Annotated in this window: 14 protein-coding genes; 9 read left to right on the forward strand and 5 right to left on the reverse strand. The window is 60.3% G+C overall.

The features are described from left to right. Positions 1–26 precede the first annotated feature (26 nt). Entirely contained in the window at positions 27–2,663 is a 2,637-nt protein-coding gene (locus tag MWU54_RS14905; protein WP_247085266.1) for a TIGR02302 family protein, read from the forward strand. 23 nt (positions 2,664–2,686) lie between these two features. On the opposite strand, the gene MWU54_RS14910 is transcribed toward MWU54_RS14905, so the two are convergent. From MWU54_RS14910 to MWU54_RS18760, 3 genes are all read right to left on the reverse strand, one after another. Continuing rightward, positions 2,687–4,453, reverse strand: a complete 1,767-nt coding sequence (locus MWU54_RS14910; protein WP_247085267.1) for an acyl-CoA dehydrogenase — start codon at positions 4,451–4,453, stop codon at positions 2,687–2,689. A 97-nt stretch (positions 4,454–4,550) separates the two neighbouring features. Continuing rightward, complete coding sequence (locus tag MWU54_RS14915; RefSeq protein ID WP_348647660.1) at positions 4,551–5,165, reverse strand: DUF1295 domain-containing protein; 615 nt, start codon at positions 5,163–5,165, stop codon at positions 4,551–4,553. A gap of 6 nt (positions 5,166–5,171) precedes the next feature. Then, the gene (locus tag MWU54_RS18760) at positions 5,172–5,294 is read right to left on the reverse strand and encodes a hypothetical protein (protein ID WP_281496131.1); all 123 of its coding nucleotides are present in this window, start codon (positions 5,292–5,294) and stop codon (positions 5,172–5,174) included. A 559-nt stretch (positions 5,295–5,853) separates the two neighbouring features. On the opposite strand from MWU54_RS18760, the gene MWU54_RS14920 reads away from it, so the two are divergent. The 3 genes from MWU54_RS14920 (at position 5,854) to MWU54_RS14930 (ending at position 9,030) form a co-directional block, all read left to right on the forward strand. Then, entirely contained in the window at positions 5,854–7,539 is a 1,686-nt protein-coding gene (locus MWU54_RS14920) for a class I adenylate-forming enzyme family protein (RefSeq protein WP_247085271.1), read from the forward strand. A 3-nt stretch (positions 7,540–7,542) separates the two neighbouring features. Continuing rightward, the gene (locus MWU54_RS14925) at positions 7,543–7,989 is read left to right on the forward strand and encodes a thioesterase family protein (RefSeq protein ID WP_247085273.1); all 447 of its coding nucleotides are present in this window, start codon (positions 7,543–7,545) and stop codon (positions 7,987–7,989) included. Between the two features lie 78 nt (positions 7,990–8,067). Continuing rightward, a complete protein-coding gene (locus tag MWU54_RS14930) occupies positions 8,068–9,030 on the forward strand; it encodes a helix-turn-helix domain-containing protein (RefSeq protein WP_247085275.1) in 963 nt (320 codons plus the stop codon). A gap of 46 nt (positions 9,031–9,076) precedes the next feature. Here MWU54_RS14930 and MWU54_RS14935 read toward each other — a convergent pair whose 3' ends face one another. Both MWU54_RS14935 and MWU54_RS14940 read right to left on the reverse strand, forming a co-directional pair. Then, positions 9,077–10,573: a carotenoid oxygenase family protein gene (locus MWU54_RS14935; RefSeq protein ID WP_247085277.1), complete on the reverse strand. Its 1,497-nt coding sequence runs from the start codon at positions 10,571–10,573 to the stop codon at positions 9,077–9,079. 46 nt (positions 10,574–10,619) lie between these two features. Next, positions 10,620–11,819, reverse strand: coding sequence for an acetyl-CoA C-acyltransferase (locus tag MWU54_RS14940; RefSeq protein WP_247085279.1), 1,200 nt, complete (start codon positions 11,817–11,819; stop codon positions 10,620–10,622). Positions 11,820–12,162: 343 nt separating this feature from the next. Between MWU54_RS14940 and MWU54_RS14945 the strand changes: the two genes are divergently transcribed. From MWU54_RS14945 to MWU54_RS14965, 5 genes are all read left to right on the forward strand, one after another. Next, positions 12,163–12,993, forward strand: coding sequence for an alpha/beta hydrolase (locus MWU54_RS14945; RefSeq protein WP_247085281.1), 831 nt, complete (start codon positions 12,163–12,165; stop codon positions 12,991–12,993). A 42-nt stretch (positions 12,994–13,035) separates the two neighbouring features. Then, positions 13,036–14,043, forward strand: coding sequence for a TRAP transporter substrate-binding protein (locus MWU54_RS14950; protein ID WP_247085283.1), 1,008 nt, complete (start codon positions 13,036–13,038; stop codon positions 14,041–14,043). A gap of 38 nt (positions 14,044–14,081) precedes the next feature. After that, positions 14,082–14,612, forward strand: coding sequence for a TRAP transporter small permease (locus MWU54_RS14955; RefSeq protein WP_247085285.1), 531 nt, complete (start codon positions 14,082–14,084; stop codon positions 14,610–14,612). After that, positions 14,602–15,912 (forward strand): TRAP transporter large permease, encoded by a 1,311-nt coding sequence (locus tag MWU54_RS14960; protein WP_247085287.1) that lies wholly within the window; start codon positions 14,602–14,604, stop codon positions 15,910–15,912. Before MWU54_RS14955 ends, MWU54_RS14960 begins: the two co-directional genes overlap by 11 nt. A gap of 67 nt (positions 15,913–15,979) precedes the next feature. Continuing rightward, positions 15,980–17,467, forward strand: a complete 1,488-nt coding sequence (locus MWU54_RS14965; RefSeq protein ID WP_247085289.1) for an MFS transporter — start codon at positions 15,980–15,982, stop codon at positions 17,465–17,467. Positions 17,468–17,500 lie beyond the last annotated feature (33 nt).

The following is a 17,500-nucleotide window of genomic DNA, read 5'->3' on the forward strand; positions in this document are numbered from 1 at the left end:
CGCGGTCCACACGCCGGGAGATGCGCATGACCGCACGGGATGATCTGCCCAACGACATCAACACCGCCATCCGGTGGCCGCTGTTCCTGACCCGTCTGGGTATGGGGGCAGAGGCGATTGTAAGGGCGTTCTGGCCGCTTTGGTCGGTGATCTTTGCCGGGCTGGCCTTCCTCATGATCGGTTTGCAGGATCTCCTGCCGATTCAGGTCGTCTGGGCCGCGATTGCGCTGACTGTTGGCGGGGCACTGTGGGCGTTGATCCATGGCATCCGGAAATTCTCCTGGCCCTCGTTGAACGAAGCGCTCGCGCGCCTTGATGCGACCATGCCGGGCAATCCCATCCTCGCCGCGATGGACAGCCAGGCCATCGGCGCCGATGACGAAGCGTCCCTGGCGGTGTGGACGGCGCACCAGGCGCGGATGCGCGCGCGGCTGAAGGACGCCAAAGCACCCGAGCCCGACTTGCGCGTGTCCAAGGCGGATCCCTTCGCGCTGCGCTATGTGGCCGTGTTGGCCCTGCTTGTCGCCATGGTGTTCGGCTCTGTTCTTCGCGTGCAATCCGTGTCGGCCATGGGGCCAACCGGGTCGGATCTTGCCTCTGGTCCAACATGGGAAGGTTGGCTGGAGCCGCCGCGCTATACGGGCCTTCCGTCGATCTACCTGAACGATATCGACTCGGCCCGTCTGGAAACCCCGGTGGGCAGTCAGGTCACCCTGCGGTTTTACGGAGAGGTTGGCGCGCTGAGCGTGAACGAGACGATTTCGAACCGGTCCGCGCCGACAGATACCGCCGAGGATGTGATCGAAGCGTCTATCCAGACGGCGCAGGAATTCGAGGTTGTCCAATCCGGCAGCATCGAAATTCAGGGCCCCGGTGGTCGGTATTGGGAAGTGGTGGCGACACCGGACCGCGCGCCCGTGGTGTTTCGGGATGAGGAGATCGAGGTCAGCTATGATGGCGAGGCCCAGATCCCGTTTACAGCGCGCGATGATTACGCGGTTGCCGAAGGCATGGCGCGGATCGAGCTTGCCCTGAGCGAGGTGGATCGTCGCTATGGTCTGCGTCGGGATCCCGAACCGCGGGCAGTGATTGAATTGCCGCTGCCTATGCCGATTGCAGGCGATCGCACCGATTTTTCCGAGACACTGATCGACAATTTCTCGCAGCACCCCTGGGCCAATCTTCCAGTCACCCTGAACCTGACGGTCTCTGATGAGGCGGATCAGATTGGCGAGGCGGTGCCGGATGTGATCGACCTGCCCGGACGCCGGTTTTTTGACCCGATGGCGGCTGCTGTCATTGATCTGCGGCGCTCGATTCTTTGGAACCGGGACAACGCCGCCGATGTGGCGCTGCTGATCCGGGCCATTTCGCACCGACCGGACGGGGTGTTCCGGTCAAGCACAGACTACTTGCGGCTGCGGACGATCCTGCGCCGGGTCGAAGCCCTGTCGCGGGTGCGCATGACCGACGATCAGCAAAGTGAAATCGCGCAGGCGATGTGGGATTTGGCGATCCGTCTGGAGGAAGGCGATCTTGAAGACGCGCTTGAACGGTTGCAGCGCGCACAGGACCGTCTGTCCGAAGCCATGCGGAACGGGGCATCGGATCAGGAGATTGCCGAACTGATGCAGGAACTGCGCGAGGCGACGGATGATTATTTGCGTCAATTGTCGCGGCAGGCGCAGCAGGACCAGCAGAACAATCCTGATCAGGAGATGACGCAGAACCAGAACAGCATGGAAATGAGCCAGAACGATCTTCAAGAGATGATGGATCGTATTCAGCAGCTCATGGAAGAAGGGCGCATGGCAGAGGCGCAGGAAGCGCTGGAGCAGTTGCGTCAGCTGATGGAGAATATGCAGGTCACACAAGGTCAGGGCCAGCAAGGCCAATCGCCGGGTGAACAGGCCATGGAAGGTCTGGCGGAAACGCTGCGCGAACAGCAGGGCCTGTCTGATCAGGCATTCCGCGACTTGCAGGATCAGTTCAACCCGGGGCAGGGGCAACAGCAAGGCCAGCAACAACCGGGACAGCAAGGCGAACAAGGTCAACAACAGGGCCAGCAGGGTCAGGGTCAGCAGGGTCAAAACGGCCAGCAGCCGGGCCAGCAGCCGGGCCAACAGCCGGGTCAGGGCCAAGGTGAGAACGGTCAGGGCCAAACTTTGCAGGAAAGCCTTGCTGATCGCCAACGCGCGCTGCGGCAGGAACTCAATCGCCAATCACAGAGCCTGCCCGGTGCCGGAACCGAAGCCGGCGATGCCGCGCGCGACGCGCTTGATCGGGCCGAAGGGGCGATGGAAGGGGCCGAGGAGGCGTTGCGGGAAAACGATTTGGCCGGGGCCATCGACAATCAATCCGAAGCCATGGAAGCGCTGCGCGAAGGCATGCGCAACCTTGGCGAGGCCATGGCCCAGCAACAACAGCAAGGTCAGGGGCAACAGGGGATGGCAGACGGTGCCGATCCCGGCCAGCAACGTGACCCGCTTGGGCGGAATGTCGGGTCGAACGGGCAGATCGGGTCGGACGAAAACCTGCTTCAGGGCGAAGACGTGTATCGCCGTGCGCGCGAACTTCTGGACGAAATCCGTCGCCGCTCGGGCGAGGGGGAACGCCCGGAAGAAGAGCTTGAGTACCTCGAACGTCTGCTTGACCGCTTCTGAGACAGCCTCCGAAGCGGGGGCCGTTACACCACGCTATTGGTGCGCAATGCCTCCGGGGGCAGGCTCAGAATATCGTCTGCCCCATCCGTGACCGCACTCAGGCACGCACGCGCTTTTGGGAAAAGATGCGTGGCATAAACCTGCGCCAGAGCCAGTTTTGACGAAAGGTACGGCGTCGCACCTGTGGCGTCGATCCGGAATTGCGCGGCCCGCACGGCGTCACCCATGACCCAGGCGCCAAGGCAAAGCCCGAAGGTTTCCTGAATGTTGGTGGCCGCCGACAGCGCCTTGTGTGTGTCCTGCGCCAAGGCCCAGTCCAGCGCGGATTGCACCAGATCGGCGGCTTCGGTCACGATGCCGGCCCATGGGCCCGTCTGCGCATCGGCGGATGTCCGCATGTCTGCAATCAGCTCTTGCGCCGCGCGCCCCTTGTCGCGGAGCAATTTGCGGCCCACCAGATCCAGTGACTGGATGCCGGTTGTGCCTTCGTAGATCGTGGTAATCCGCGCGTCGCGCAGATGTTGGGCGGCACCTGTTTCCTCGACATACCCCATGCCGCCATGCACCTGAATGCCAAGCGATGCGGTGTCGATAGACGCCTCGGTCGACCACGCCTTGACCACGGGGATGAGCAGATCAACCCGGCGCTGGTGACGGGCGCGCAGGTCCGGGTCAGTTGCGCGGGCGGCAAAATCGAGAGATGCCGCCGCGCGACAGGTCAACCCGCGGGCCGCATCGGTCCGCGCGCGCATCACGGCCAGCATGCGGCGCACATCTGCATGTCCGACAATTGTGTCGACGCCCTTGGTCGCTGTTGCGCCCTGTTTGCGGTCAAACGCATAGGCGGTTGCGTGTTGGGTCGCATGTTCGGCAACCCCAACCCCCTGAATGCCGACGCTGAGCCGGGCATTGTTCATCATGGCAAACATGTATTCGAGACCGCGATTGGCCTCTCCAACCATATAGCCAACCGCGCCGCCCTGATCGCCGAACGCAAGTGTGCAGGTCGGGCAGGTGTGGATACCGAGCTTGTGTTCAATCGACACGCACCGCACGTCGTTTGATGCGCCAAGAGACCCATCGGCGTTCACCAGAACCTTGGGCACGACAAATAAGGAAATACCTTTGACGCCGTCCGGCGCGTCGGGCTGCCGTGCGAGCACAAGATGTACGATGTTGTCCGTCAGATCGTGATCGCCATAGGTGATGTAAATTTTCTGCCCTGAAATCAGGTGATGGTCCCCGTTCGGGACAGCCTTTGTCCGGACAGCGGCCAGATTTGATCCGGCCTGCGGTTCCGTCAGGTTCATGCTGCCGGTCCATTCCCCGGTTACCAATTTGGGCAGGTATGTCTGTTTCAGATCGTCCGACGCGTAGCCCTGGATCGCCTCAATTGCGCCCTGTGTCAGCATCGAACACAGCTGAAAGGACATGTTTGCGCCGTGAAACATCTCTTGGATGCAGGCATTCACCACATGCGGAAGCCCCATACCACCATGTTCGGGATCGGCGGTGGGGCTGTTCCAGCCCGCCTCGACCACCTTGTCATAGGCGCTTTTCCAATCCGGCGGGGTTGTGACCTGACCCTCCGCGATATGCGTACCGATCTGGTCACCCGTCTGGTTCATCGGGGCCAGCACCTCTCTTGCAAAGCGTCCAGCCTCTTCCAGAATGGCCTTGGCCATATCTGGCGTCGCATCTTCCAAACCGGGCAGTTGCGCAATCGCGGACAGATCGCACAGGTCTTCCAGAACGAATTGCATGTCATGAAGCGGGGCACGGTAGGTCATGGCACGAGGTCCTTGGTCAGTGTCGTCAGTCGCGGGAGGCGCTGGACGCCACCCTCTTCGGTTTCAATTCCGCAGCAAGCGGAAGTATTGCGTTCTATTAGCGACGCGGCAGGCCGGGAAAGAACATCGGCACGCGGGCCGCATAGTCATCCCAGGCCGCACCACGGGTCTTGCGCATGTGGCGTTCATTGCCCGGTGTCGCCGACCCCCACCCCATGAACCACGTCTTGTAAAGCAGGGCGACGATGCTGACCCAGCCCCACGGATGCGCCAAGGCAAACATGAAGTAGCCAAAGTAAACCAGCGACTCGCCAAAGTAGTTGGGATGGCGTGTCATCGACCACAATCCGCGATCCATGATCCCGCCTTTGTTGGCCGGGTCCGCCTTAAACGCGTTCATCTGGGAATCCCCAACAACAAGGAAGAAGAACCCGACAAGCCAAACGGCGATGCCGATCCAGTCGGTGATCTGCAACCCAATAACATCGGCGCTTGCGGCAAACGAAAAGGGCATGACCCAGATCCAGATCAGGATGCCCTGCAACATGTAAACGGCAAAGAAACTCCAGACCGGCCAGCGCGCCCCGAACCGTTTGCGATGGGTGGCGTAGGGTTGCTGTTCGGTGTCAAAATTGGTTCCGAACGCGTGTTGCAGCATCCGCACCATCCAGATCGCCATCAACCCAAGCACCACCGCAAGCCGCAGGGTGATCGCGTCCTAGGCCAGCAGCACCGTCGTCACCGCGATGCCAAAGCTGATGCAGGGATAGACCACGTCCATGATCGAATGGTTGCGCAGCGCCATGCCAATGCTCCACCCGGCAGAGGCAAGAACGAACATCGCAACACCCCCCCCCAAAGCCAGATACCGATAGGATCGGCAAGGCCCGCAGGTGCAATCGCGTAGAGGGCCAGGGCAATCCCCGGAACGGCCATATGGGCATAGTTCCAATTACGGCCGCGGGCCTCATCAGGCATGACAAGACGCCAGATTGCGATAAACACGATCCATAAGGCAAAGGCGTAAATCATTGTTTGTTTTCCCCAAGAACACGATTGGTCAAAGCGACATACCCTGCTGCCCGCGATCCGGGCCACAGGGATTAAGCGCAGAGAGCTGTTTCCGCTATACGATACATAAAACGAACCAATTTACAAGTGTTTGATTTGGCTGTTTGGGCCGTCTTGGCGGAACGGCTAGTGTTGGGTAATGACCGGTATTTTGAAGATACTCGAAGAAATAGCCACATATATCGTTTCATCTGCCCCCTAGTTGGCAGAAAGCGACATTCCATCGACCGGTGCCAAGCACCCCACATGCCGCCCGAAACAGCAATTGATACAGTCTATTAAATGAATTACAAATGGCGAATCAATGATCGGCAGGAAAGGTGGGCACCTTGGGCGACGAAATCGAGATCCGGACTCTCAATGACCTATTGGCGCGCAACCGGCGCGACGTGGCCGACTGGACTTGTCTGGTCGATCCGCTTGACCGCGACCGCATCGCAAATGGCCCGGCCCGACGGCTGACGTGGGGCGCGTTTGGCACACGTGTTGATCAAACCGCGCTGAAGTTCCTGCGCGCGGGACTGAAAAAGGCAGATGTCGTCGTGCTGGCCGCGCCAACCCTGCATGAAACGCTGATTGTCCAGATGGCCTGTCTTGAGCTGGGGATCATTGTCGCGTCGATCCCTGTTCAGTACCGCGAGAACGAGGTCGAAGGCCTTGTGAAGCGGTTGTCGCCGAAAGCGATGGTCGGTCATGAGCGGCTTGGCAAACACGCCAACGCCGCGAAGCTGGCACAGGTTGCGCAGAAGACCGCGCCCGCGCCCGTCGTGTTTGGCTTTGGCGAAACCCTGCCCGATGGCGTCACATCTCTTGAAGATGACGGACCATTGACTGCGGCAGAGCAGGCGCAACTGAACGCTGCCAGATCCGAGGCCGCCATCGCGCCCGATGACCCCGCGTTCCTTGTCTTCACGTCGGGCACGTCCGCGCGCCCCAAGGCGATTGCCCGGACCCACGGGCAGACGCTGATCTCGGCCAGTTTCCTAAGCGACGTCGCTGACCTGCCCAAAGGAGGCTGCTTTCTGTCGCCTCGCATGCTGAACACGGTGGGGTCGCTGGCCAATGGGCTGGCGTCCTGGCTTTTTTCGGCCGCGCGTATGGTGTTGCACCAGCCGTTCGACATCGACGTCTTCCTGCGCCAGATCAAGGAGGAGCGCCCCTGCGTGACAAGCTGTCCGCCTGCGATCCTGAACATGATCCTGCAACGCATCGAAACCGGTGACCCGCTTGATCTGGACGGGTTGAACTACATCACGTCGGGGTCCGCGCAACTGAACCCGCGCCTGTTCACGGAATTCCGTGAACGCTTCGGCATTTCGCTGGTGAACGTCTATGGATCTACCGAAGGCGCGATGCTGATTTCGTCCGACAAGGACATTCCCGACGAAGAGGCGCGCGCGGATTGTTTCATGCGCCACCCGGATGGACCGCCGTCGTCCCGCCTGAGATCGCTCACCGGCACCCGCACGCGGATCGTTGACCCGGCAAGCGGGACAGAGATCACCGAGGTTGGCGTGATCGGCGAATTGCGCCTCAAGGGACCGGGGATCATGGATGGTTACTGGGACGATCCTGACCTGACGCGCGACTCTTTCGATGCGGATGGCTGGTTCCGCACCGGCGATCTGTTCAAGATCAACGGGGATGCGGGCCGGTATCTGACATTTGCGGGGCGTCTGAAAAACATCATCGTGCGCGGCGGGCTCAATATTTCCGCCGAAGAGATTCAGAACCTGACAATGACCCATCCCGCGGTGCTGGATGCTGTTGCGGTGTCGGTGCCCGATGCACGACTGGGCGAAAAGGTTGGCATCGCGGTTGTCTTGCGCCCCGGTACAAGCCTGACGCTTGCCGATCTGGCGAAGCACCTTAAGGACGACCGCAAGGTGGCGATTTTCAAGCTTCCCGAATACTTCTTGGTGCTCGACAAGCTGCCCACGATGCCCAGCGGCAAGACCGATCTCAAGGCGGTGCGCGCGCAGGTGATCGACAGCATCGCCCCGGCCGAGGCCTGATCCATGGCCAGCGCTGCGCCCATCGGGCATTTGCCTTTCGCCACGCAGGAACCCTTGCGGTTTCGGGACATGGACCCGCTGGGACATATCAACAATTCCGTATACGCCACCTTGCTGGAACAGAACCGCATCGCGTTTCAGGACCAACCCGGCGGCTTTCGGGAGGCAGAGGGACAATCTGCCGTGCTGGCGACCCAGACCATTGATTTCCTGCGTGAAATGCACTGGCCCGGCACCGCAGATGTTCGTTTGGGCATTGGTCGCATCGGGCGCAGCAGCATTCAGATCCATCAGCAGATCTTGCTTCAGGACAAGTTGATCGCGCAGGCGCGGTGCACACAGGTGCTGATCGACAACACCACGCGCAAGGCGGTTGCCGTTTCCGACGAACAACGCGTGATGCTGGCACTCTGGATGCTCGACCTGACGGCGGACGATCCGGTGGCGTGAAGGGGCGCGCCGACTGCGCACATTTACAAGGCTCTGTGCCCCTCGTAAGACCGATGGCACGCGCAACAAGGGGGCCTTATGGCCGAAACATCAGAAGATATGGCCGAGACCGACGCGATGGTCGCCAGATATTCCGTTGTGCGGGCCCTTGCCATTGTTGGCGACACCTGGACCATTCTGATCCTGCGCGCGGCGTTTGCCGGAACACACCGGTTTTCCGATTGGCAGAATGATCTTGGCATCCCCAAGGCCGTACTGGCCAGCCGGTTGGAACGGCTGGTCGAGAACCGCATCCTCTACAAACGCCCGACCCAAAGCGGCGGCAAGCGGATGGAGTATTTCCTCGACGAAGCCGGGCTTGAGCTTTGGGAACCTCTGGCCGCGATGGTGCGGTGGTCGCGTCACTGGTATGGCGAGGAAGGCCACCACGCATCCTGGTTTCATCACAAAACCTGCGGGTCCGACTGCGATCTGATCCTGAGCTGCGATATCTGTGCCAACCCTTTGACGTTTTACAACACCTATGCCGAAGACGGGCCGGGTGCGGGTCTGGAACCCCGGATCGTTCCGCATTCGCGGCGTCGCGCCAATTCCGCCATTCGTCATGGGGATGACGCGTTCGGATCACCCGAGGCGCTGACCCTCTTTGGCGATCTCTGGGCCCCGGCCATTGTCGCCACCGCCTTTCGCGGCGGGCGACGGTTCAATGATCTGGTGACCTATCTGCGCATTCCACCGCTGGTGCTGTCGATGCGGCTGAAAGAGCTGATCGCCATGGATGTGCTGACACGGCGCACCACCAAGGAAAGCGACAGCTACGAGGCCTTTCACCTGACCCGCAAGGGGCTGGACCTGTTCCCGTACATTTCGATGCTGGCCAAATGGGGGGACCGGTGGCGCGGCGATGCCGATGGTGTGCCGCTGGTGTTCCAACACCGCGACTGCGGGCACAATTACAAACCGCATTTCCGCTGCAGCGCCTGTGGCGACCGGCTACACCGGGCCGATGTTGTGTTCCTTGATCCTTTAGCCCGATCATAATCACCCCGCCGCTTTGTAACAGCAGACGGGGCATGTTGGGTCCGGCTTAGCTGGCGAGGCTCACGCCGTTTTCATAGAGCATATGCGCCCCGGCCCAGAACGCATGCGCCCCGGTTGGGATATGATACGGCATGATGATCCGGCAGATCGGACCCTTGTCGATATTGGCCGCATCGAACAGCACGCATTCGCCTTTGCCGCTGTTCACATTGGTCACAAAGGTCACGACATAGCCGTCGTCTTCGCCCTTGGAATTGATGCGTGGGGCAAAGGGGGCTTCGCTCACAAATTCGCCTTTCGGCATCATGAATTTTTGCGTCTGGCCGGTCTTGAGATCGTATTTCTTCAGACCATCCAGCAACCACGATCCCGGCTGCGGCAACGCGTTGTAGCTGTAGCGGTAGCCACGGCCATTGTGCATGCCGTTGACCATCGGGAACTCGGTGATTTCGTCATCCAGACGCTCTTCCTTGGTCTCGCCCGTGCGCAGGTTAAAGCGCCAGCGATGCATGGTCACCTTGGTCGTGTGCATGTCCAGCATCCGGTTCAGGCGTTCATACCCGTCCTTGGGCAGGTCCGACATATCCGGGATCGGATCGGCGATGATGCAGCCATCCATGATGACTTCGTCGCCGTCCTCATAGGTGTTGGACAGGTGCAGCATGTAGCAGGGCTCGGCCTCGAACCATTTGACATCTTCATTTGTGCCAAAACGCGGGATCACGCCAAACCGGGACGGCACATCGCGATGAAAGCCAAGACGGTGCTGGCCTTTCTTCAACCGCTCGGGATCAAAGAACAGCGGCAGGTCGTGCAACACGCAGTAGTTTTCGCTCATGCCCATGTCATGCGGAAAGCGCGGACCGGGCAGGTCAATCGGCACGTAATGCACAAGGTTGTTGTCCGGATCGACAACACCGTAATGCATGTAGGGCGGCTTTTCCGAGAAGTTGAAGAACATCATGTGGCCGGTGACCTCGTCCACTTTGAAATGCGAACAGATGCCACGATCCCCCAGTATCCGCGCCCAGTTTTCGTCCGGACCCAGCGTTTCAAGCGTCTGCGTGTCGAGCCGATAGGGTTCCGAACACTGTGACATCGCCACGATGATCTTGCCGGAATGCACGATCACGTCGGTGCCGGTGTTGTCCTTCATGTGACCAATGCTGCCCCAACCGCGACGGGTCGCCTTGCGCGGTTCGATCATGCCCGGCCAAAGCGATTTGCCCGCAGCGCGTTCGGCCATCAGACCGGTCGTCATGGTAAACCGGTTGCGGTACTCGACCTTGCCTTCGTTGAACCAGACCGCGTGCAACATGCCGTCGCCGTCAAACGGGTGATAGCGGCCAATCGGTTCGTGGATCTGGTTGTGGCCGTTGCGGACATACATGCCCTGCAGGTCTTTCGGGATGTCTCCGATCACTTCCAGATCCGGTCCCTTGGCGGTGTATTCCAGATCAATGGGCTTGTGAGGGCCATTCAGATACGGGTTGTCATTCGGGTATTTCAGGGTCGAGTGACCATGTGCAAAAATATCCGTCATTGTGTCCTCCTCACAGAATGAAATGCGCCGCTGTCACAGCGCGCGCTTAACTGTTGATCCGTTCGATCACTGCGGCCGATGCCACGCCTGCGGCCCCGGCGATGGCCACCAGACCATAGCGCAGATCCCGCGCGTCCATTTCATCGAGCAACGTGCCGACCAGCATCGCGCCGGTGGCCCCCATCGGATGCCCCAGCGCAATCGAGCTGCCGTTGACGTTGAACACATCAAGATCAAGGTCAAAGGCCCGCGCATAATGAAGGGTCACGGCAGCAAAGCTGTCGCGCACTTCCCAAAGCTCAATATCCTGCGCCGTCAGACCCGCGCGCTGCAAGGCACGACGGCTTGCATCAACCGCACCCGTTTGGGTGATCGCCACGTTGGCTTCAGCCGTAGCCAGAATGCGCGCGCGCGGTGTCAGACCGTGACGCTTTGCAGACTCTTCGCCGGCCAGCAGAACCAACGCGGCCCCATCCGCCATCGCAGGCGCGTTCCCGGCGTGATGAACATGGGTGATTTCCTTGAGGTCCGGAAAGACCTTGAGCAGGTCGTCCACATCCTCTTGTGTCCCGACTTTCCGGAACACCGGCGGCAGGGATGCAAGCTTTTCAGCCGTCACTCCGCTTCGGATGGTTTCGTCCTGATCCAGCAAAACCGTCCCATCCGCATCCCGCACCGGAATGATCGAGGCGAACGCGCCGCGTGCCCGTGCCGCTTCGGCGCGGTTCTGCGACAGCGCTGCATAGGCGTCGCAATCCTCGCGGCTGATCCCGTGCAGCGACGCAACAAGGTCGGCCCCAAGCACAGGATGCACCGACTGGATCGAACGTCCAAATGCCTTGTCGGCAAACATCACGCCATTGTCGGCAAACATCGCGGTGCGCGACATCATCTCAACGCCGCCGCCAAGGACAACGCTGTCATGGACCTGCGCTTGTGCGGCAACTGCATTCACCGCAGACAGGCCAGAGGCGCAAAACCGGTTGATCGTCGCGCCCGGAACGCTGGCGGGCCAGTTGGCGCGCAGCGATGCCACCTTGCCGATATTCGATCCCTGATCACCGACCTGAGTCACGCAGCCGATCACCGTATCATCGACAAGAGTTTCGACATTGGGGTGGCGTTCCGACATCTCAGTGAACAGACCGGCCAGCAAGTCGGCAGACCGCACTTCACTCAGCGAACCACCCTTGGAGGTTCCGCGGCCCCGCGGCGTCCGGATCGCATCTATGATGACAGGTTTCATGCCGCAGGAATCCCAGGAAGACGTCAAATTCACTTCATTAAATGAGAATATGAATACACAAAGTCAAGGTAAATCTTCGAGGCCGTGGGCCTATATAAAAGAAAACATGCACGAGAATTGCGCAAATTAGTTGTAGAAAACAAGAATTGTATGGTCTATCTATTGAAGTGTTATGATTCTGTTGCGGTGGGGAGGCCGTTTCTGATGTCAGGCGGTTCAACTGTCTCACCCTGGCCCGTCCCGGCGCATTGGTGCCGGTGTCAAAGCGCGTATCGTCATCCGGACAGTGCGCCGTGCCAGCGGGCTTCAGCCAGCAACGTATCCCTCAATTAAAGGACCCCACATGGCCAATGTCAGACTTCCCGATCACAGTGTCAGCGGCGCGGGCGACATCACTGTTTTTCTGTTGCACGGCGCGTTTGGCGCCAAGGAATACTGGCTGCGCCAGATCGAGGCACTGACCAACGCAGGCTACCGCGTTGTGGCCTGGGACGCGCCCGGCTACGGCGTCAGCCCCCTGCCTGCGGATTTCAGCGTCGAAACTGCGGCGCGCGCTGCTGAAGCGCTGATCCGTGCCGAGAGTACAGAGCGCAACATTGTGCTTGGGCACAGCATGGGCGGCATGATCGCGCAGCGCTGCTACAGCTACTGTCCTGATCTGATCGACGGTCTGGTTCTGTCCGCCACCAGCGCCGCATTTGGTAAGTCCGACGGCGACTGGCAGCAGCAGTTCGTGAACGCCCGCGTGGCCCCTCTCGACAAGGGAATGACCCTGCCGGAATTTGCGCCCAAGATGATTGGCGCGATGATCGCCCCGGACATGGAAAACGCGGATATCGACCGCGTGGTACAGGTCGTCAGCGGAATGCGCGAAGAAACCTTCCGTGCCGCCGTCTATGCCATCACCCAGTTCGAAGGACGCGATGTGCTACCGACAATCACCGCGCCGACCTTGTGCATCTCGGGCGCGCATGACCTTGCCGCCGCCCCGCCCAAAGTCATGGAAAAGATGGCGGCCAAGATTGCCGGATCCGAATACCATTGCATGGAGCATGTCGGCCATTTCGGCTGGGCCGAAGATGCCGAGGGCTTCAATGCCCTGCTACTCGATTTTCTGGATCGCAGGATCAAGGGCGCGACCGGCAAGGTTGCCGATGTTGCTGCCGCACACTGAACCGTTTTCACGATACATCGAAACCCTATTGGAGGACTAGTCATGGGTAAATTCTGGAGCACAAAGATTGCTGCGATGGCGCTGGGTGCCGCAGCACTCGCAACAACCGCACAGGCCGAGCCGGTCGAGCTGAGCTTTGCAACATACATTCCCGCAAGCTCACCTTTCATCACCGACAACCTTGTTCCATGGACCGAGTGGATCAACGAACAGGCCAATGGCGAGTTTGAAATCAAGGTCTATGCCGGTGGCACGCTGGGCCGTGACCCGTCGCAGCAAAGCAAGCTGGTCAAAGACGGCATCGCCGACATGGTTGCGGTTGTTCCGGGGCGGTCCCCCGGTGAATATCCGAACTACGCCGTGTTCGAACTGCCCGGTTTCGCCAAAAGCTCTGCGCAAGGCACGCAAGCCGCTTGGGAAATGTACCAGGAAGGCCAGCTGGGTCAGAACGATGATCTGCACATCGTGTCCGTGTGGCTGGGCGAGCCGTCCATTGTTTTCTCGACCGAAGCGATTGCATCGCTTGACGATCTCGCATCCAAGCGCGTGCGCGTTGCAGGCGGCACCCAGACCGACACGTTGCTTGGCCTCAATGCCATTCCGCAGCCGGTGAAATCCAGCGAAGTCGCCGAAGCGATCAGCCGCGGTGTTCTGGATGCGGCCCTGACCGACTGGGTTGTTGCCGACACGTTCCGCATTCCCGAAGTTACCAATCATGTGTTCAACATCCCGATGGGATCGCTGTCGTTCCTGATCGCGATGAACAACGACACCTACGCAAACCTGTCTGACGAAGGCAAAGCACTGATCGACGAAGCCGGTCACGAATGGTCACGCCGTCAGGGCAGCTTCTTCGGCGATCAAGCCGTAGCGGTCCGCGCAGCACTGGAGGCCTCCAGCGAACACACCGTCGTTGATGCGTCGTCAGAAGACCTCGCCAAGCTGTTTGAACTGACAAAAGACGTGCGCGAAGATGTGGCCTCGCGGGTCGCGCCCGGCCTGATCGACGCATATCAAGCCAAGCTCGATGAAGTTGCGGCCACGCAATAAGCCGCTTTAGGCGCATCACGAAACCAGGGAGATCATGAATGGCCGAGAGCTTACTCTTGCGCGCAGAGCGGTGGTCCGAAGCGATCAGCAAGCCCACTGCCATTGTCGGTGTCGCATTCCTGCTGATTGCCTCCGGCCTGACCATCGCCGATGTGTTCAGCCGTTGGGTGTTCAGCAAGCCGCTGATCTTCGTCCATGATCTCTTTGGTCTCAGCATTATCCTGGTGGTGGCGGCAACGTTTCCCACCGGGGTGTTGCAACGCAAACATGTCGCGATCGAATTCTTCGGAAGCTGGCTGGGGCGTCATGCCTCCCGGGTTCTGGATTCGCTCGCGGCCCTTCTGACAGCGATATTCCTCGCTGTTGTGGCCTGGCAGGTCACCGATGTCGCGTTCAGCAAGGCGGCGACAAACGATTACACCTATGTGCTCCGGCTCCCGACCGCCCCGGTCTGGATGTTTGCCGCAGCGATCATCTGGATCAGCGTCCCGATGCAGGTCCTTGTCTTTCTGCTTCAGGCCTTTGGGGTCCGACAGCCCAACTCTGCGGAGGCCTCCCATGGAGAATGAAGTCATTGGCCTGATCGGCCTTGCCTCTTTGCTGATCATGATCGTCCTGCACGTGCCGATTGGCGTGTCCATGGCGATTGCAGGCACCGTGACCTTCGCGTTTCTGCGCAACTGGGACGCGGCGTTCTCCGTTATCGGCGCAGAGGTGACAACCGCCATTTCCAGCACTGATCTTGCGCTCATCCCGCTGTTTATCCTGATGGGCAACTTCGCGTCCGGCGGCGGTATGGCGCGGGATGTGTACAAACTGGCCTTTGCCTTTGTCGGCCATATGCGCGGCGGCTTAGCGATGGCGTCTATCGGCGGCTGCGCCGGGTTCGGCGCTGTTAGTGGCTCGTCCATTGCCACCGTGACCACCATGACCAAGGTGGCCTACCCCGAAATGACCCAGCGCGGCTATTCCGAACGGCTGGCGGGCGGTAGCATCGCGGCTGGCGGCACATTGGGCATGCTTGTGCCCCCGTCGATCATCTTTGTGCTTTATGGCGTTCTGACCGAAAACTTCGTGCTGACGCTCTTTACCGCTGCGATTGTCCCGGCGGCCCTTGCGGTGTTCATGCACTTCATCGCCATCCAAATGTACCTGCGCCTTCACCCAGATGCTGGGCGCCCCGGAGAAAAGACCGACTGGGCCGGACGCCTCAAAGCGCTGCGCGGTGCGTGGACGGTGCTCCTGCTCGCCTTCGTCGTGGCAGGCGGCATCTATTCCGGCATCTTTACCGTCACGGAATCCGCTGCGGTCGGGTCCGTGCTGGCCATGGCCATCGCGATTTTTCGCGGTGAGTTGTCGGTTCGGTCCTTCTGGGCCGCATTGCACGACACCGCCGCGACAACCGCGATGATCTATGTGATCGTTATCGGGGCAGGGGTGTTCAGCTATTCCATGACGCTGTCGCTCTTGCCCGAAACGCTGGTGACATGGATGGGGGGCTTGCCAGTGTCGCCGTTGGTAATCATCGCGATCCTAATGATTTTCTACATCATCATGGGCGCGATCTTTGACACGATCTCGGCCATGGTGCTGACGCTGCCGTTTGTCTACCCGGTGATCCTTCAGCTTGGCTATGATCCGATCTGGTGGGGCGTCATCATGATCATGGTGATCGAGATTGGCATGATCACACCGCCCATCGGCATCAACGTTCTGGTGATGCACACCATGCTGCCCAACTCGTCGCTGGGCACGATCTATCGTGGCATTGTGCCCTTCCTGATCGCCGACGTGATCCGCTTGGTCATCCTGATCCTGATCCCGGCCATCTCGCTTTGGTTGCCGACGCTGATGGACATGCCGCGATAACCACCCAATATCCTGTTTGCGCAGTACGGGCAGCCTGACAAAACGTCGGGCTGCCCGATCGCATCACATGCAGTGGAACGCCAACATGATGGACACGCCAGACACAAACGGGCAAGGGCCCGACGACCCTGCGGGCAGCGATCCGATCCGGTGGCGTATCCTCGTGATCCTGCTGGTGGCCATCGTCATGACCCTGATCAGCGTCAGCATCGTGAACGTCGCGCTACCGTCGATCCGGCTTGGTCTGGGGGCAACGCAATCCGACATCCAATGGGTGCTGTCGGGCTATGCCCTGTCCTTTGGTGTGGTGCTTGTCGCGGCTGGTCGTGCCGGGGACATCATGGGGCGCGGCGGGCTGTTTATTGCGGGCGTGTCTGTGTTCACCGTCGGGTCAATGATGGCGGGGACGGCGTCAGACGCAGACGCGCTCAATATCGCGCGGTTCGTTCAGGGGCTTGGGTCCGGTTTGCTGAACCCCCAAGGGATCGGGATGATCCAGCAATACTTTCAGGGCGAAGAGCGCGGGCGCGCCTTTGGGTATCTGGGAACCGCAATCGGTCTGTCGATCGCCATTGGCCCGGTGCTGGGCGGCGTTCTGATCGAACTGGGTGGTCCTGACATCGGCTGGCGTCTGACGTTTCTGGTGAACGTCCCGATAGGGATCGCGGCCATCGTTCTGGGGCTCAAATGGTTCCCCCGCCCGCTGATCAAACGCTTTCCGACGATTGGCAGTGGTTTGCGGTCGCTTGATCCGGTGGGGGCGTTCCTTCTGGGTCTGACGGTTTTGGCGATCCTGTTTCCCTTTGTCGAAGCCCGCAACGCACCGCTTTTGTGGTTGTTGTTGCCCCTTGCCGGCCTGCTGGGAATGATCTGGGTTTTGTGGGAGCGCCGCTATCTACGAAACGGGCACAGCCCGATGGTGGATTTCTCGATCTTCAGGGCGCGCAGCTATACCAACGGGATTTCGATTATGTCCTTCTATTTCGCCGGGCTTCCCAGCCTCTGGGTGCTGGTGGCCGTGTACGTGCAAGAGGGCGACAGCCGGACCGCTTTGGAGGCCGGGCTGATCGGTGTGCCTGCGGCGTTGATCGGGGCCTATTCCGCCCAATGGGCCGGACGTCGCGTCGCCCGGTATGGTCGGCAGATGATCATAAGCGGCCTGTGCCTGACCCTTGTGGGTCTGGCGCTCAGCGTCTGGGTGGTGGTTCTGCACGAAGCCCATCTGCTCAGCGTGTGGTGGCTTGTCGGAAGTCTGTGTTTTGTCGGTCTGGCCCAAGGCCTCGTGATCAGCACGAACCAGACGCTGACCCTGTCCACCGTGCCGTTGGAATATGCGGGCAGTTCCGGGGCCATCTTGCAGACCGGACAACGGATCGGCACCGCCGTCGGCTTCGCGGTGATCACCGCCGCTACGTTCTGGACCGTCGACGTGAACTCCTGGGCCATGGCCGTCACGGTGGGCTTTGCCATTATCGCTTTGGTCGTGCTTCTGGCCTTGATCGTGGCGGTGTCTGACCTGCGTGCCCAAAATGGCGGGGCGGACAGGGCTTTTTAAGCGCGGACCGCGTCATCTCCACTGCGATTGCGC

The organism is Marivita sp. S6314 (assembly GCF_023015985.1).
Lineage (GTDB): Bacteria > Pseudomonadota > Alphaproteobacteria > Rhodobacterales > Rhodobacteraceae > Marivita.

What these genes read in the sequence shown, in the direction of transcription:
- MWU54_RS14965 (WP_247085289.1), top strand. Translation starts at nt 15,980, where the DNA reads ATGCAGTGGAACGCCAACATGATGGACACGCCAGACACAAACGGGCAA.
- MWU54_RS18760 (WP_281496131.1), bottom strand. Translation starts at nt 5,294, where the DNA reads ATGTTCGTTCTTGCCTCTGCCGGGTGGAGCATTGGCATGGCGCTGCGC.
- MWU54_RS14930 (WP_247085275.1), top strand. Translation starts at nt 8,068, where the DNA reads ATGGCCGAAACATCAGAAGATATGGCCGAGACCGACGCGATGGTCGCC.
- MWU54_RS14940 (WP_247085279.1), bottom strand. Translation starts at nt 11,819, where the DNA reads ATGAAACCTGTCATCATAGATGCGATCCGGACGCCGCGGGGCCGCGGA.
- MWU54_RS14955 (WP_247085285.1), top strand. Translation starts at nt 14,082, where the DNA reads ATGGCCGAGAGCTTACTCTTGCGCGCAGAGCGGTGGTCCGAAGCGATC.
- MWU54_RS14925 (WP_247085273.1), top strand. Translation starts at nt 7,543, where the DNA reads ATGGCCAGCGCTGCGCCCATCGGGCATTTGCCTTTCGCCACGCAGGAA.
- MWU54_RS14945 (WP_247085281.1), top strand. Translation starts at nt 12,163, where the DNA reads ATGGCCAATGTCAGACTTCCCGATCACAGTGTCAGCGGCGCGGGCGAC.
- MWU54_RS14935 (WP_247085277.1), bottom strand. Translation starts at nt 10,573, where the DNA reads ATGACGGATATTTTTGCACATGGTCACTCGACCCTGAAATACCCGAAT.
- MWU54_RS14960 (WP_247085287.1), top strand. Translation starts at nt 14,602, where the DNA reads ATGGAGAATGAAGTCATTGGCCTGATCGGCCTTGCCTCTTTGCTGATC.
- MWU54_RS14950 (WP_247085283.1), top strand. Translation starts at nt 13,036, where the DNA reads ATGGGTAAATTCTGGAGCACAAAGATTGCTGCGATGGCGCTGGGTGCC.
- MWU54_RS14910 (WP_247085267.1), bottom strand. Translation starts at nt 4,453, where the DNA reads ATGACCTACCGTGCCCCGCTTCATGACATGCAATTCGTTCTGGAAGAC.
- MWU54_RS14905 (WP_247085266.1), top strand. Translation starts at nt 27, where the DNA reads ATGACCGCACGGGATGATCTGCCCAACGACATCAACACCGCCATCCGG.